The sequence below is a fragment of the Falsiruegeria sp. JB4-1 genome (genome assembly GCF_055693495.1).
Genome location: NZ_JBVFTZ010000001.1, coordinates 3,655,605 through 3,670,017, shown reverse-complemented (window position 1 = coordinate 3,670,017; position 14,413 = coordinate 3,655,605). Strand labels below are relative to the sequence as shown.

At 55.5% G+C, this 14,413-nt stretch carries 11 protein-coding genes and 2 pseudogenes; 12 read left to right on the top strand and 1 reads right to left on the bottom strand.

Annotation, left to right across the window (positions count from 1 at the left end):
- Positions 1-26: 26 nt before the first annotated feature.
- From ACZ1HE_RS18675 to ACZ1HE_RS18650, 6 genes are all read left to right on the top strand, one after another.
- On the top strand, positions 27-416 hold the full coding sequence (locus ACZ1HE_RS18675) for a rhodanese-like domain-containing protein (protein WP_472623240.1): 390 nt from the start codon (positions 27-29) through the stop codon (positions 414-416).
- A 36-nt stretch (positions 417-452) separates the two neighbouring features.
- Positions 453-1,316, top strand: a complete 864-nt coding sequence (locus ACZ1HE_RS18670) for an MBL fold metallo-hydrolase (protein ID WP_472623238.1) — start codon at positions 453-455, stop codon at positions 1,314-1,316.
- On the top strand, positions 1,306-2,124 hold the full coding sequence (locus ACZ1HE_RS18665) for an enoyl-CoA hydratase (protein WP_472623236.1): 819 nt from the start codon (positions 1,306-1,308) through the stop codon (positions 2,122-2,124). The genes ACZ1HE_RS18670 and ACZ1HE_RS18665 overlap by 11 nt, the downstream gene beginning before the upstream one ends.
- A complete protein-coding gene (locus ACZ1HE_RS18660) occupies positions 2,121-3,731 on the top strand; it encodes an acyl-CoA synthetase (RefSeq protein WP_472623234.1) in 1,611 nt (536 codons plus the stop codon). Before ACZ1HE_RS18665 ends, ACZ1HE_RS18660 begins: the two co-directional genes overlap by 4 nt.
- 30 nt (positions 3,732-3,761) lie before the next feature.
- Entirely contained in the window at positions 3,762-4,916 is a 1,155-nt protein-coding gene (locus ACZ1HE_RS18655) for a glycine cleavage T C-terminal barrel domain-containing protein (protein ID WP_472623232.1), read from the top strand.
- 481 nt (positions 4,917-5,397) lie between these two features.
- On the top strand, positions 5,398-6,972 hold the full coding sequence (locus ACZ1HE_RS18650) for a L,D-transpeptidase family protein (protein WP_472623230.1): 1,575 nt from the start codon (positions 5,398-5,400) through the stop codon (positions 6,970-6,972).
- Between the two features lie 625 nt (positions 6,973-7,597).
- Here the strand turns inward: ACZ1HE_RS18650 and ACZ1HE_RS18645 are convergent.
- Positions 7,598-8,482 carry an HAD-IIA family hydrolase gene (locus ACZ1HE_RS18645; protein ID WP_472623228.1) on the bottom strand — a complete coding sequence of 295 codons (885 nt, stop codon included), beginning with the start codon at positions 8,480-8,482 and terminating at the stop codon, positions 7,598-7,600.
- A 238-nt stretch (positions 8,483-8,720) separates the two neighbouring features.
- Between ACZ1HE_RS18645 and ACZ1HE_RS18640 the strand changes: the two genes are divergently transcribed.
- The 6 genes and pseudogenes from ACZ1HE_RS18640 (at position 8,721) to ACZ1HE_RS18615 (ending at position 14,394) form a co-directional block, all read left to right on the top strand.
- Complete coding sequence (locus ACZ1HE_RS18640; protein WP_108790962.1) at positions 8,721-9,500, top strand: DeoR/GlpR family DNA-binding transcription regulator; 780 nt, start codon at positions 8,721-8,723, stop codon at positions 9,498-9,500.
- Positions 9,497-10,516, top strand: a complete 1,020-nt coding sequence (locus ACZ1HE_RS18635) for an ABC transporter ATP-binding protein (RefSeq protein ID WP_472623226.1) — start codon at positions 9,497-9,499, stop codon at positions 10,514-10,516. The genes ACZ1HE_RS18640 and ACZ1HE_RS18635 overlap by 4 nt, the downstream gene beginning before the upstream one ends.
- A 47-nt stretch (positions 10,517-10,563) precedes the next feature.
- Positions 10,564-11,832 carry an ABC transporter substrate-binding protein gene (locus ACZ1HE_RS18630; RefSeq protein ID WP_472623224.1) on the top strand — a complete coding sequence of 423 codons (1,269 nt, stop codon included), beginning with the start codon at positions 10,564-10,566 and terminating at the stop codon, positions 11,830-11,832.
- Positions 11,833-11,899: 67 nt separating this feature from the next.
- Positions 11,900-12,792, top strand: a pseudogene (locus tag ACZ1HE_RS18625) (carbohydrate ABC transporter permease).
- Positions 12,789-13,597: pseudogene (locus ACZ1HE_RS18620) on the top strand (carbohydrate ABC transporter permease). The pseudogenes ACZ1HE_RS18625 and ACZ1HE_RS18620 overlap by 4 nt, the downstream one beginning before the upstream one ends.
- Positions 13,594-14,394 carry a phosphodiesterase gene (locus ACZ1HE_RS18615; protein ID WP_472623222.1) on the top strand — a complete coding sequence of 267 codons (801 nt, stop codon included), beginning with the start codon at positions 13,594-13,596 and terminating at the stop codon, positions 14,392-14,394. The pseudogene ACZ1HE_RS18620 and the gene ACZ1HE_RS18615 overlap by 4 nt, the downstream one beginning before the upstream one ends.
- The last annotated feature ends 19 nt before the right edge of the window (positions 14,395-14,413 follow it).

Genomic DNA, 14,413 nt, shown 5'->3' with positions numbered 1-14,413 from the left:
AGACCAATCGGAAAAGGAAACTCAACATGGCTCAGACGATTACCAAAAGTGCGAAAGACATCGTAAAGGCGGCCATGACAGCCGTGCCTGCGATCAGCGCCGAAGAGGCATTGGCCTTGGTAGGCTCGCCCGATCACGTTTTTGTCGATCTGCGCGACGGAACGGAACAGGCCAAAACCGGAGTCATTGAGGGTGCGGTCGCATCGTCGCGCGGCATGATGGAATTCCACATCGACCCGGAAAGCCCGGCACACAAGCCGGAGTTCAATCAAGATAAAACTTACGTGTTCTATTGCGCATCGGGTGGGCGTTCTGCAATGGCGGCGGTGGTGGCCATGGATATGGGGCTGTCGCCCGTTGTGAACCTGACCGGAGGCGTTGGCGCCTGGAAAAAGGTCGGCGGCGAGCTGGAGTAAATTATGGACCCTTCAACAAATTTCCCAAATCTCAATATGGCAGCAAAGCCTGAAGTCGAAGGGTTCTTTGACCCTGCCAGCAATACGATTTCCTATGTCGTGAAAGACCCCGCATCAAACGCCTGTGCGATCATCGACAGCGTTCTGGATATGGATTACGCCGCCGGGCGGATCACTTACGACAGTGCCCATCGTTTGATTGACGCCATCCGGACGCAAGGCCTTTCGCTGGAATGGATCATCGAAACCCATGTCCACGCTGATCACCTGTCTGCCGCGCCCTATCTTCAGGACAAGCTGGGTGGAAAAATTGGCGTTGGTGCAGGCATCATCGAAATTCAGGACACCTTTGGCAAAATATTCAACGAAGGCACGGAATTTCAGCGCGACGGGTCGCAGTTTGATGCTCTGTTTGAAGACGGCGACACCTACACCATTGGCGAAATGACGGCCTTTGTGATTGCCACGCCGGGCCACACACCCGCCTGCATGGTGCATGTGATTGGCGACGCCGCCTTTGCCGGTGACACGCTCTTTATGCCTGACGGCGGCTCAGCCCGCGCAGACTTTCCGGGTGGTGATGCAGGGCAGCTTTACGATTCTATCCAAACCGTGCTGAGCCTGCCGGACGAGATGCGCCTGTTCATCTGCCACGACTATGGCCCTGGTGGGCGCGCCATCGCGTGGGAAACCACTATTGGCCAGCAACGTGCCGACAACATCCATGTGGGTGCCGGTAAATCGCGCGAAGAATTCATCAAGTTCCGCACCGAACGCGACGCGCAACTGGCCATGCCGAAACTGATTATTCCGTCCCTGCAAGTGAACATGCGAGCGGGTGAAATTCCGTGTGACGACAACGGCGCACCCATGCTGAAGGTTCCACTCAATGGCTTATGAGGGCGAAATGCAAAATGATGATCTGATCCTTCGGGCCGACACCGATGGCGTTGCCGTTCTGACTCTGAACGCGCCCAAGTCGATTAATGCCTTGTCCGAGGCGATGCTACGCGCTCTGTCAGACACATTTGACCAAATCGCAGAAGATCGCAGTGTCAAAGCGGTAATCCTGCGTAGCGGCGGGAACCACTTTTGTGCCGGTCATAACCTCAAAGAAATGTCGGCGCGCCGAGCGGATGCCGACGGTGGATTTCAGTATTTCCAAGACCTGTTTGCCACATGCTCTGCGATGATGTTTCGGGTGGTGCGTTTGCCGCAACCTGTAATCGCCGAGGTCAAGGGCATCGCCACAGCGGCGGGCTGCCAGCTTGTGGCGTCCTGTGATCTGGCCGTGGCCGCCGATGATGCGACCTTTGCCACGTCGGGTGTGAATATCGGGCTCTTTTGCTCAACCCCTATGGTGGCGCTGTCCCGCAATGTGCCGCGCAAACTGGCGATGGAGATGCTGCTGTTGGGGGAATTCCTGCCCGCAGCTCGCGTCGCCGAAATGGGGTTGGTCAACCGCGTGGTTCCTGTGTCAGAGCTGGAAACAGCGTCCATGGAGATGGCCCGTATCATTGCCGAAAAATCCCCTTCGGCCGTCAAGATCGGCAAACGGGCCTTCTATGAGCAGTCTGAGATGCCGTTGGAGGAAGCCTATGCCTTTGCCGGTCGCACAATGGCGGAAAACATGATGGCCAAGGATGCCGAGGCCGGTATTGGAGCCTTCACCCGCAAAGAACCAATGCCAGATTGGACTGGGGAATGATTTACGAGGGCCCGGAGCTTGCCCGTAATGCAGCGAACCACACGGCCCTGTCACCGGTTTCAATTCTCAAGCGTGTCGAGCGCGTGCATCCAGAGCTACCGGCGCAAATCCATGGCCGCATCCGGCGCAACTGGGGAGAGGTCGCGGAAAGGTGCAAACGTCTGGCCTCTGCCCTGGCTCAACGCGGTATCGGCAAGGGTGATACCGTCGCTCTGATCGCACCGAATATCCCCGAGGCACTGGAATGCGCGCTGGCTGTGCCCATGCTGGGCGCGGTTCTGAACGCGAACAACACACGGCTGGACGCGGGTACGATCGCTTATATTCTGGATCACGGCGAAGCTAGAGTTTTGTTGGTCGATACCGAATTTTCCGATCTGGCGGCTGAGGCCATCGCCCAATCGGGCCGTGACCTGTTGGTCATCGATATCGAGGATAGCGAAGGCCCAGGTGGCGAGAAAATCGGCGCGCTCACCTATGACGCGCTGCTGGCGGAAGGCGACCCGGATTTCGCCTACACCCTGCCGGAGGATGAGTGGGACGCGCTTGCCCTGAACTATACGTCAGGCACCACAGGGCGGCCCAAGGGCGTTGTCTATTCTCATCGCGGTGCCTGGACCAATGCGGTCAACAACGTCGTCACCTGGGAAATGCCGCATCATCCGGTTTACCTGTGGACGCTGCCGCTGTTCCACTGCAACGGCTGGTGCTTTCCCTGGACGATCACCATGCTTGCCGGAACCCATGTGTTCCTGCGCGCGCCGCGAACCGATGCGATCTATGACGCCTTCGCGGATCATGGCGTTACCCATCTTTGCGGTGCGCCGATCATCATGTCGATGATCTCGGGGGCAGAGGAAAAACGCGACTTTCCGCAAAAGATCAAGATGATGACCGCGGCAGCGCCACCCCCAGCCAGCGTGATTGCCGGAATGGAGGCCATGGGCATCTCCATCACCCATGTCTATGGCCTGACTGAGGTCTATGGCCCCGCAGTGGTATGCGCGGAAAAACCGAGTTGGGCAGCATTGCCAACGGAAGAACAGGCAAACCTGAAGGCCCGCCAAGGCGTTGCGTATGAATTGCAGGAAGACGTGCTGGTTCTGAACCCTGACACCGGCGAGCCAGTTCCATGGGATGGCGAAACGCTGGGCGAGATTGTGTTTCGCGGCAACATCGTCATGAAGGGCTATCTGAAAGCGCCCGAAGAGACTGCCAAAACCTTCAAGGATGGCTGGTTCTGGTCAGGTGACATAGCGGTGCAGCACACCGATGGCTATATCGAGATCCGCGACCGGTCCAAGGACATCATCATTTCAGGTGGGGAAAACATTTCCTCCATCGAGGTGGAAAAGGCGCTGTATTCGCATCCTGCCGTCAGCCTGTGTGCGGTCGTGGCGATGCCGGATGAGAAATGGGGCGAAGTGCCTTGCGCCTTTGTCGAGCTTTCCGGCGAGGCCACCGAGGATGAGCTTCTGGCGCACGCCAAGACCCGCCTTGCCGGATACCAACGCCCCAAGAAAGTGATCTTCGGCGAACTGCCAAAGACCACCACCGGGAAAATTCGCAAAAACGAACTCCGCGATCTGATCCGCCCGAAAAGCTGACGCCCCATCACATGAAACTGGATACACGTCATGTCCCACGAACTTAACTTTGCCCAATTCAGCTTTGGCACGCAGGTGCGAAAATCCCCCTATTCCGAGGCCGCCCTGCGGTGGGGGGCCAAGGGATTCTCCGTCTACAACCACATGTATATCCCCCGCGATTTTGGCGATCCGGGGCAGAATTTCTGGAACCTGGTCAATGAAGCGATCCTGTGCGACGTCTCTGTCGAGCGTCAGGTCGAGATAAAGGGCCCGGATGCGGCGAAATTCACCCAGTTTCTTAGCTGCCGTGACCTGTCCAAATGCCAGGTTGGACAATGCAAATATGTGCTGATCACGGATCAGGACGGCGGGATCATCAACGATCCGATCCTTTTGAAACTGGCCGAGGATCATTTTTGGTTGTCCATTGCGGACAGTGATGTGCTGCTTTGGGCGCGCGGCATTGCGGTGAATTCCGGTATGGATGTGGACATTTCCGAACCCGACGTGTCACCGTTGCAGCTGCAAGGCCCCAAATCCCGCGACGTCCTACGCGCAGCCTTTGGCGATGCTCCGACAGAACTCAAATACTACCGGTTCATGGAATTTGACTGGGACGGCGTGCCATTGATTATTTCACGCACCGGATGGTCAAGCGAACTTGGTTACGAGATTTTCCTGCGCGACGGCTCACAAGGTGACAGGCTTTGGGAACATCTGATGGCCGTAGGTGGGCCTTTGGGTCTCAAGCCCGGCCACACATCAAGCATTCGCCGGATCGAGGCGGGCATGTTGTCCTACCACGCGGATATGACCCTTGCGAACAACCCCTTTGAGCTGGGTATGGGGCGTCTTGTCGATCTGGACATGGAGTCTGACTTTGTCAGCAAGGCGGCCTTAACCATGATCAAGGAACAGGGCGTGTCGCAACAGCTTGTCGGTCTGGAAATTGATGGCGATCCCTTTGTCGGGTCCAATGACTTCTTCTGGCCCGTCCTGAAAGAGGTCGTGAAGGTCGGCACGGTCACGTCGGCGATCTATTCCCCGAGACTGGAAAAGAACATCGCACTTGCAATGATAAGCATCGACCACGCAGCATCAGGCACGGCCCTACAGGTAGATAAGTTGAGTGAAACGCGTATGTGCACTGTCGTGTCGATCCCGTTCTACGACCCCAGGAAATCGCTTGCCTCTGCGAGCTAACTGGACCGCTGCATAGGTTGAATCGCCTGTGCAGCGAAGCGTTTCCCGTCGATGTAACCCACGTTGAAAAAATTTGGAGCATAAGGGAATTCCGTGACTAAGATTGTAGAAATCGAGTAATTCGTGTTGCCGAATTGGAAGCAGATGTTGGCGCGTACAGCAGCGAAAGTTAACAATGTCCGCAGACTTCCAGTTCGTCGCCTGCTCGAATTTGCAGCCGTGGCGAATGGCAAGTTCGGCGGGCCGCACCGCAGCAATCAAGACCGCCGACGAGTGACCGCAATGGGCCGGAACAACCTTCGTCAAATCGGCCAAGAACTGCTCTGCTGTTTAATTCGACAGAGTCGTTACGCTTTTTGCCATTTCGAGCTATGAATTATGAGCGTGGAAACCGGAGCTCGACGTAAGCATGCAAAAAGTGAAAGCCAGCCAACCCTCTCTGCTCATGACTAAGGTGAGATTGACACTGTTTATACTTGGGATGATAACCGTTCCCTCTGTGGGTCAAGCCGACGATGTCACAGATCACATTCGAGACATCGTTGGCCCAGTGAAAGAAGAAAGCCCTTCACAAGACAGCAGCCTTGCCTCCGCTGAACATCTGCCGAAGCTCTACGATACGCGGGATTACCGGGCAATCTGGAAGCAAGATTCCTCAGTCAACGAACTGCTTCGTCAGATAGACCAGGGCGTCGCCCATGGGTTTTCACCGTCGGATTTCCGCTTGCCGGAATTGCTGGAGCAATTTGAAAGAGCACAGTCTGGCGGTGCTTCGGAGAAGGCAACCTTCGATGTTCTGGCCACAGATGCTGCTCTCAAGCTGCTCGACTATTCAGTCTTTGGGAAGGTCAATCCAGGCGAACTTGACAAAGACTGGAACTTTGCGCGACCCACCCTTCAAGGAGACCCGGTTCAGATCATCGCTCGGTATCTGGATGGAGAGGGCTTTGCAGCCCTTATGGCGCTGATCGACCTAGAAAACCCGCAGTTTCAGAGCCTGGTTGATGCATTGGCCACGTATCGCACATTTGCATCGAATGGGGGCTGGCCTCAAGTGCCAAGTGCAACAGTACTGAAGCCTGGGATGTCGGACCCTGCGGTGTCCATTCTAAGAAATCGTCTGGCAGCAGAAGCCGCTCTGAATGAAGGTCAGATCCCGCCATCGGTCGAGGGCGGCAGCGATCCAGCAGAACTCTATGACGACCGGTTGGTGAACGATGTCAAAGCCTTTCAGGCGCGTCACGGCCTAGAGGCCGATGGGGTCATTGGGCCCAGAACCTACGTGTCTCTAAACCGCACGGTTGAAGAACGTGTAGACCAGATCCGCCTCAGTCTTGAGAGGGCTCGCTGGTTGTTCCGGGATGAAGAGTCGGAATATGTTCTGGTCAATATTGCAGGGGCAAGAACCTATCTCGCCAAAGAGGATGGATCGGTATGGACGACCAGATCCATCACCGGGTCTCAATACCGAAAAACGCCGGTGTTTCGGGATGAAATACAGTATATGGAGTTCAATCCAACATGGACTGTGCCAACCTCGATTTTCCGCAAAGACAAGCTAACCCGCATTCGTAAGGATCCCGGGTATCTGGGGCGAAACAACTATATCGTTCGCAATCGAAATGGTGATGTTATCCCTGCCAGTTCTGTAAATTGGGGGGCCGACAATCCGGCAGTTACGTTGGTTCAGAAACCAGGCCCAGACAATGCTCTTGGGTTGGTGAAGTTCATGTTTCCCAATAAGTATGCCGTCTATCTGCATGACACGAACGACCGGTCCTTGTTTGACCGAAACGAACGCAACCTCAGTTCGGGCTGCGTTAGGTTAGAATACCCGTTCGAACTTGCCGGGCTGTTGATGGAGGGAGATCCAGATTGGAGCACAGAGCGCATGCAATCTATCTTGGACAGCGGAAAAACGGTTCGGATTGACCTGCCTAAACCAATGCCTGTTCTGCTCACCTATTGGACGGCTTGGGTGGAAGAAGGCATCGTGCACTTTAGAGAGGATATCTATGGGCGCGATGAGAGAATTTTGGAAGCGCTAGATCAGTAATGGCAAAAGAGTGAACTTCAACAATGTATGTGGGGTTTGTTGTCGAGTTATCATCGTCGTGTAAACGCAGAACTCTGAGCCAGAGCTAATTGCGCACGTCGATCCAGAAATGACTATAAGGCCAAATATGAGGGTCTTGGTAGAGCCAGACCACATGGGACTTTGATGGCCAATGTCGGCAATGGGCTCGACGCTGACATGGCACTCTACTTGCACGAATGCCTGGTTCGGGCCGTCCGTGGCGAACTCGGCGCCCTAGCGACTAGCCTACGCCGCGCTGCCTCCGAGATCCGCAGAGAGCCCATTGTGTGATTTCGGTATTCCCGTCGCATGTGCTCGCAGCACGAATATTGCTGCAAATCCGCAAATTTCTACGCCGCGGAGCGGCAGAAAAACCAGTCATTCATGCGAGCCGCAGTAAGAACAATACACTCAAGGCGAATATGCGGACCAAACCAACCTCTGCTTAGTTACGCCAGAGGTTAATTTTCGTTTTGCGACTTTGGCAGAAGACGGTTTGAAATTGACCATGATGAATCTCTCTGCTGCCATTGCCCGTCTGGAGAGGCGAGAACTCATCAACAAACCCAATCTTCAACTCACAAATATCTTGAACTCCACTCGATCAGATTCGGCTGAGGCGCCAATCTGCAAAAAGGTGCGCTTGCTTTGAAAATGGCTGCGTATCGTAGCCCGCGAACAAGCCATCTTGCGTGACCAGTACAGTGCGCCACCCACGCGCCGCGGCACCCAGAATATCCGTATGTAGAGTATCGCCGCACATGGCAATCCGCTCAGGGGTCAGCGATGCCAGTGACGCCTCGATCAGATCATAAACTTCTGGGAAAGGCTTTCCGAAGAAATGTACATAACCTGGGAATTGGTCGGCGATTTGGTGGCCATAGTGCCCTGGTTCAATGGAAAATCCGTTGTCGCGAGGCGCCGCCAGATCTGCGTTTGCGATCAATACTTTTCGCGGGCGCTGCTGCATCGCTGACACCAACAAATCTTGACGCGAGGTGGTCCAGTCAGCTGTCGACAGAAACAGGAATTGTTTGACTGTGTCATAGTCGTCGGCGTTGTCTTTCAGGCGCGTCACGTTGCCGGGCAGGTCGTTCAGCTGATCCGTGTCGGCGGCGATAACACCCCAGTGACCTTCGCCCAGGTTTTGAAGGGCGGCTTCCCGGCTTGTGATGATTTCGTCGTCCTCGACACGCAATCCCAGACGTTTGAATTTGGCGATTGCACCCTCTCGGTCGTAGCTGGCGGCATTGGTAAGGATGCGGATGGCGCAGCCCCTTGCCCGCAGCTGATCCAGCCGCATATCTGCACCGGGGATCATCGTTTCGCCCACGTTCAATACGCCAAACGCGTCAAAAACAAAGGCATCGACCTGATCGGCAATGTCCAGCAATGACGTGATCCCAAGCGAGGCTTCGCGGGCGATGACGTTCGGAAACCGTGCCCGCACTTCCTCGTAACGATCAAAAATCGACTGCGTTGTCAGCATGCTTCCCCATTTCGTCTTCTGATCGCCCACTTGGGGATTACCTTAAAGAAAAATTCCATAAGCGAAAGGCAAAACAACAAAACAACATTTATTTGAGAGCTACTGACAGCATGAACCCCTATTTTCATAATTTTTCGGCCAACATATTCGAGTGCGTAGGCCGAATCGTGGAATAAAATGTTGTTTTGTTGCTTTTTGCGGATTAACGTTGCGAGAGACGCAAGGCCGTGGGGGTGGGATGTCATCAAAAAAACAAAGACGGCGCGAGGCGATCTCGGCTTTGGTTCTTGAACAGGGTGCTGTGACCGTTGGTTCACTTGCTGACCGGTTTGATGTTTCCATGCAGACGATCCGGCGCGATGTGGATACCCTATGTGAGGGCGACATGCTGCACCGCGTCCATGGCCGCATCGAACTGAGCGAAGAATTTCTCAATACACCCTTCGATCAACGTGCTGGCACGAACCTGATGGGTAAGCGCGCTATCGGCGAGGCCACTGCAGAGCTGATCCCTGACGGTTCCACCTTGTTCGTTTCCATCGGCTCGACGCCGCTGAGCGTTGCGCAGGCATTACGACGCCGGAAGGGACTGACCGTCATCACGAACAACCTGAGTGCCGCGATGGCGCTGAGCGAGGAAGTCTCGAACCGGATCATCCTGCCCGGTGGTGAGGTGCGTTTGCCGGATCGTGACATTCTGGGCAATGAAGTCCTGGACTTTTTTGGGCGTTTCCGAGCGGATTTTGCTGTGTTTGGTGCTGCCGGGATCGCGGAAGACGGCGGGTTGCTGGAATTTCACACAACCGAAGTAAGCGCGACACAAAAGATTTGTGAGAATGCCAAACAATCTCTTCTGGTCATCGACGGGTCAAAATTCGGGCGGCAAGCCCCTGCATTGGGCGGCAATATTGCGGACATGGACCGGATCATCATCGACCGACGGCCGGGGGCGCAGTTTGCGCCTTTGCTGGACAATATCAAAGATCGCCTGCTTGTGGCTGAAGGACATGCAACATGACAACAACACCGTTTGTGAAGCTCGACGGCGTGGCAAAGCGCTGGAACGGCCAATTGGGCGTTGAAGGCATCAAGCTGGATATTCCCGAGGGCAGCTTCACCGCACTTCTGGGCCCGTCCGGGTGCGGGAAGTCTACCACGCTGCGCCTGTTGGCGGGGCTGGAATTGCCCGACGAGGGTAAGATTCTGATCGACGGCAAGGACGTGACGACAAGTGCTGCATCGGACCGAAACCTGTCGATGGTGTTCCAGTCCTACGCGCTTTTTCCGCATCTGTCGGTTGCCGAAAATGTCATGTTTGGCCTCAAGGTCCGGCGCGTTCCAAAGAAAGAGCGGCTGGAAAAGCTGCACCGTGCTTTGGAAATCACCGGCTTGCTCGGTCTTGAAGATCGCAAGCCCGGCGAATTGTCGGGTGGTCAGCGCCAGCGTGTCGCCCTGGCCCGCGCCATCGTGGCGGGGCAACGCCTGTGCCTGATGGATGAACCGCTGTCCAATCTTGATGCCAAGCTGCGCAACGCCGTACGCAAGGACATCAAGAAATTGCAACGAGATCTGGGCATCACGGTCGTCTATGTGACCCACGACCAGACAGAAGCGATGAGCATGGCCGACACGGTTGTGCTGATGAAGGACGGGCATATCCAGCAGGTTGGTTCGCCCGAGGACTTGTACAGCAGGCCCAACAACACCTTTGTCGCCGAATTTGTCGGCGCGCCGCCGATGGCATTGCTGCAGTCGTCCGTTTTAGACGGGTTTGGCGACGACAAGACAATCGGGATCAGAGCCGAGAATATCCAGATTGTGCCAAAGGGCGAAGGACGGATGCGCTGCACTGTCAATGAAAGTGAATTTCTGGGCGCGGAGACACTGATTGGTCTGGATCACGCGGGCGCTGCGGGGCTCTGCGTGCTTAAGCCGGGTCTTTCGATGATGGCCGAAGGCAACGTGATCGACATTACCTTTCACGACGAAAATCTGCACGTCTTCGACGCTGCGGGCCAACGACTGGCGGGGTGAAAACCACTGGCCGACACGACAATGAACGAAAACAATGGGAGAGAGAGATGAAACTATTTTCGACAACAGGATTGGGTCTGGCGACGGCTATGGCCGTTGGTCTTGCCGCGCCAGCAAGCGCTGAAACAGAACTGACGATGTATTACCCGATTGCTGTCGGGGGTGCATTGACCGAAGTGGTGGACAGCATAGTTGCCGACTTTGAAGCCGCAAACCCTGACATCAAGGTGAACGCGATCTATTCGGGCAACTACGATGACACGCGCGTGCGTGCCTTGTCCGCACTTGCCTCTGGAGAGCCTGCCCAATTGGCGGTGATGTTTTCCATCGATGCCTATGACCTGATCGAACAGGAATTGGTTATCCCGTTCGAGGAGGTCGCAACAACGGACGCGGACAAAGAATGGCTGGACGGATTCTATCCCGCGCTCATGGCCAATGGTAAGATCGAAGGCCAGACATGGGGCATCCCGTTCCAGCGCTCAACTATCGTGGCCTATTACAACAAGGACTTGTTCCGCGCCGCAGGTCTGGACCCGGAAGCACCGCCCACGACTTGGGACGAAATGATCTCGATGGGCAAAACCCTGACCCAGGGCGACACTTACGGCCTGATGATCCCCTCCACCGGATATCCTTATTGGATGTTCCAGGCTCTTGCGATCCAGAATGGCAAAGAGGTCATGTCCAACGATGGCCTGACCACCTATTTCGACGACCCAACTGTTGTGGAAACACTGGAGTTCTGGAAATCGCTTTCGGCTGAACATGGCATCATGCCAACAGGCACCGTTGAATGGGGCACACTACGTCAGGCGTTCCTAGAAGGCCAAACCGCGATGATGTGGCATTCAACCGGCAACCTGACTGCGGTAAAAAAAGGCGCAAGCTTTGATTTCGGTGTGGCGGAATTGCCTGCAAATGTGCGCAAAGGCTCCCCAACGGGTGGCGGCAACTTTTACCTGTTCAAAGACACAACAGACGAAGAACGCGCCGCAGCACTCAAGCTGATGCAATTCATGACGTCGCCTGAACAGGCCGCTGCATGGTCCATCGGCACAGGCTACATGGGCGTGTCATCCGCTGCCTACGAGACAGATGCATTGAAGGCCTACACGGCTGAATTCCCGCCTGCCTTGGTGGCGCGCAACCAGCTGGAAAACGCTGTGGCTGAATTCTCGACCTTCGAGACAGCCCGCGTGCGTGATGGTCTGAACAATGCGATCCAATCAGCTTTGACCGGAGCGAAAGAACCAGCTGAAGCGCTGGCCGAGGCACAAGCCGCCGCTGTGCGCCTGCTCAAAGACTACCAGTAACGATACCATTAGGGTCGGCGCGCTTTTTGTGCTTAGCCCATCTTTTGTCACGCAGCGGAGACGCGCCATGTCAGCCCACGCCAATCTTGAACGCCGCAGACAGGCCATTTATGGCTGGCTCTTGCTGTCGCCTGCCGCTGTTCTGCTGACGCTGTTTGCGTTCTATCCGTCGGTCGCGACCCTTTGGTCGAGCCTGTTTTCCCGCGGCACCCGCCGCAAACCCACCGAATTCGTAGGCACCGAAAACTACGCCGAGCTATTTGCCGATCCGACTTTCTGGATCGTGGTCAAGAACAACCTGCTTTATGCAGGCATCACAATCCCGGTGTCGATCTTTATCGCGCTGTCGATGGCGCTTTGGGCCAATGGGAAAATCCGCGCCCGTGGCTTTGTGCGCACTGCCTATTTCACGCCAACCGTTCTGCCGATGATCGCTGCTGCAAATCTATGGCTTTTCTTCTATACCCCCGGCCTTGGGGTGCTGGACCAGATCGGCAGCCTGTTCGGCTTGCCGTCCGTGAACTGGCTGGGCCAGCCGGAAACGGCGCTTTGGGCCATCATCATTGTGACCATCTGGAAAGAGGCGGGGTTTTTCATGATCTTTTACCTGGCCGCGCTGCAGACGATCCCGGCAGACCTTAAGGAAGCCGCTGATATCGAAGGGGCCAGCCGCTGGACCTATACGCGCCGCATCGTGTTGCCTCTGTTGATGCCGACGACGCTGTTCATTGCTGTGAACGCCATGATCAACTCGGTCAAGCTGATCGACCATCTGTTCATCCTGACCAAAGGGGGCCGTCAGATGCCTCCAAACTCATCCTCTATTACATTTACGAGATGGCCTTTGCCTTCTTTGATGCGCCAAGTGCGGCGGCCATGACGATGATGGTCATCGGTGTGCTGGGGATCGTCGCGGCTGTGCAGTTTCTCTACCTTGACAAAAGGACGCATTACCAATGAAGAGCTTGACCAAATTCATGGACAGCTTTGGCGCGATCCTTTTGGCAATCATCTGGATTTCCCCCTGCTGTTCGCCTTTTGGGCCGCGACACATTCCACGTCAGATGCGGTCAATCTGAACGTGTTCTCGCCTTGGACCTTGGATAACTTTCGCGTCGCTTGGGCGGGAGCGCCATGGCTGAAATATTTTATCAACACCTTCATGTTGGTGACCGTGATCCTGATTGGACAGTTCTTTCTGACCACACTGGCAGGCTTTGCCTTTGCGCAGTTGCAGTTCCCCGGAAAGGACTTCGTCTTCATTTTGGTGCTGATGCAGCTTTTCATCCTGCCCGAAGTCCTGATCGTGGAAAACTATGCGATGATCTCGCGGCTTGGGCTGTTCGATACGATCCTTGGCGTCGGCATGCCCTACATGGCCAGCGCGTTTGGGATATTCCTTATGCGCCAGGCCTTCAAAGGGGTCCCGATTGAGCTGCACGAGGCCGCGCGGATTGAAGGCTGTGGATTGCTGGGCATTCTTTGGCGAGTCTATGTGCCCTTGGCAAAACCAACATATCTGGCCTACGCGCTGGTGTCCGTTTCAACCCATTGGAACAATTTTCTGTGGCCATTGATCGTCACCAATTCGCCTGAAACACGCCCCCTGACGGTTGGTCTGTCAATCTTTGGCGCGCCAGAAAACGGCGTTGATATCAGCGTCATTTCGGCCGCTACACTGATGTCTGTCGCGCCATTGCTGATCGCTTTTCTGATCTTCCAACGTCAATTCGTCCAAGCCTTCCTCCGCGCAGGGATCAAATGACAACAATCCTACAAATCTCCGACACGCATATCGTGGCACCTGGTGGGCTTGTCGCGGGTCGGCTTGACACTGCAGATGCACTGGATCGCCTGGTCGCCCGGATCGGTTCAATCCGTCATCAGATCGGGGTGCTGGATGCAGTCCTTGTTAGCGGTGATCTCAGCGATGATGGCAGCGCGCAAAGCTATGACCACTTCAAAAAACTGATCGCCCCTCTTGAAGTGCCGCTGCATGTCATCCCCGGCAACCACGATGCACGCGCGCCGATGCGTGCAGCTTTTGCTGACCACATCCCCAACGCGGGCCCCATCAACTGGGGCCACAGGATCGGAGAGATTTATCTTATCGGTCTGGACACATTGGTCGAGGGGCAAAAGCACGGAACCCTGACCCCTGCGACCCTGACTTTTCTGCGTGCCGCATTGGTCCACGCAAATGGTGCACCGGTTTTGCTGGCGTTGCATCACCCACCTTTTCCATCTGGGATCAGGTTCATGGATGACATCGGCTTGACCAATCAACAGGATTTCACAGATGCCGTCGGCGGCTATGCAGGTGAGCTTCGGATTGTCTGCGGACATATCCATGCCATGATGATCCAGACCGTTGCAGGCCATGTCGGAGTATCCGCACCATCGCCCAACAGCACCTTTGCCTATGACAGGCGCCCCGATGCGCCGGTTGGGTTTCACACTCAGGAGGACGGATGTCTGCTGCACCGATGGGATGGGGGCTTTCAGTCGATCCGCATCGGCCCAAATGACGGTGCCGGTCCTTTTCCCTTCAAGATTGACTGAAGAGCAGGAGAGCATGACC

Coding starts and splice junctions, on each gene's coding strand:
- ACZ1HE_RS18640 (WP_108790962.1), top strand. CDS start 8,721: ATGTCATCAAAAAAACAAAGACGGCGCGAGGCGATCTCGGCTTTGGTT.
- ACZ1HE_RS18665 (WP_472623236.1), top strand. CDS start 1,306: ATGGCTTATGAGGGCGAAATGCAAAATGATGATCTGATCCTTCGGGCC.
- ACZ1HE_RS18615 (WP_472623222.1), top strand. CDS start 13,594: ATGACAACAATCCTACAAATCTCCGACACGCATATCGTGGCACCTGGT.
- ACZ1HE_RS18675 (WP_472623240.1), top strand. CDS start 27: ATGGCTCAGACGATTACCAAAAGTGCGAAAGACATCGTAAAGGCGGCC.
- ACZ1HE_RS18660 (WP_472623234.1), top strand. CDS start 2,121: ATGATTTACGAGGGCCCGGAGCTTGCCCGTAATGCAGCGAACCACACG.
- ACZ1HE_RS18645 (WP_472623228.1), bottom strand. CDS start 8,482: ATGCTGACAACGCAGTCGATTTTTGATCGTTACGAGGAAGTGCGGGCA.
- ACZ1HE_RS18655 (WP_472623232.1), top strand. CDS start 3,762: ATGTCCCACGAACTTAACTTTGCCCAATTCAGCTTTGGCACGCAGGTG.
- ACZ1HE_RS18630 (WP_472623224.1), top strand. CDS start 10,564: ATGAAACTATTTTCGACAACAGGATTGGGTCTGGCGACGGCTATGGCC.
- ACZ1HE_RS18635 (WP_472623226.1), top strand. CDS start 9,497: ATGACAACAACACCGTTTGTGAAGCTCGACGGCGTGGCAAAGCGCTGG.
- ACZ1HE_RS18650 (WP_472623230.1), top strand. CDS start 5,398: ATGATAACCGTTCCCTCTGTGGGTCAAGCCGACGATGTCACAGATCAC.
- ACZ1HE_RS18670 (WP_472623238.1), top strand. CDS start 453: ATGGCAGCAAAGCCTGAAGTCGAAGGGTTCTTTGACCCTGCCAGCAAT.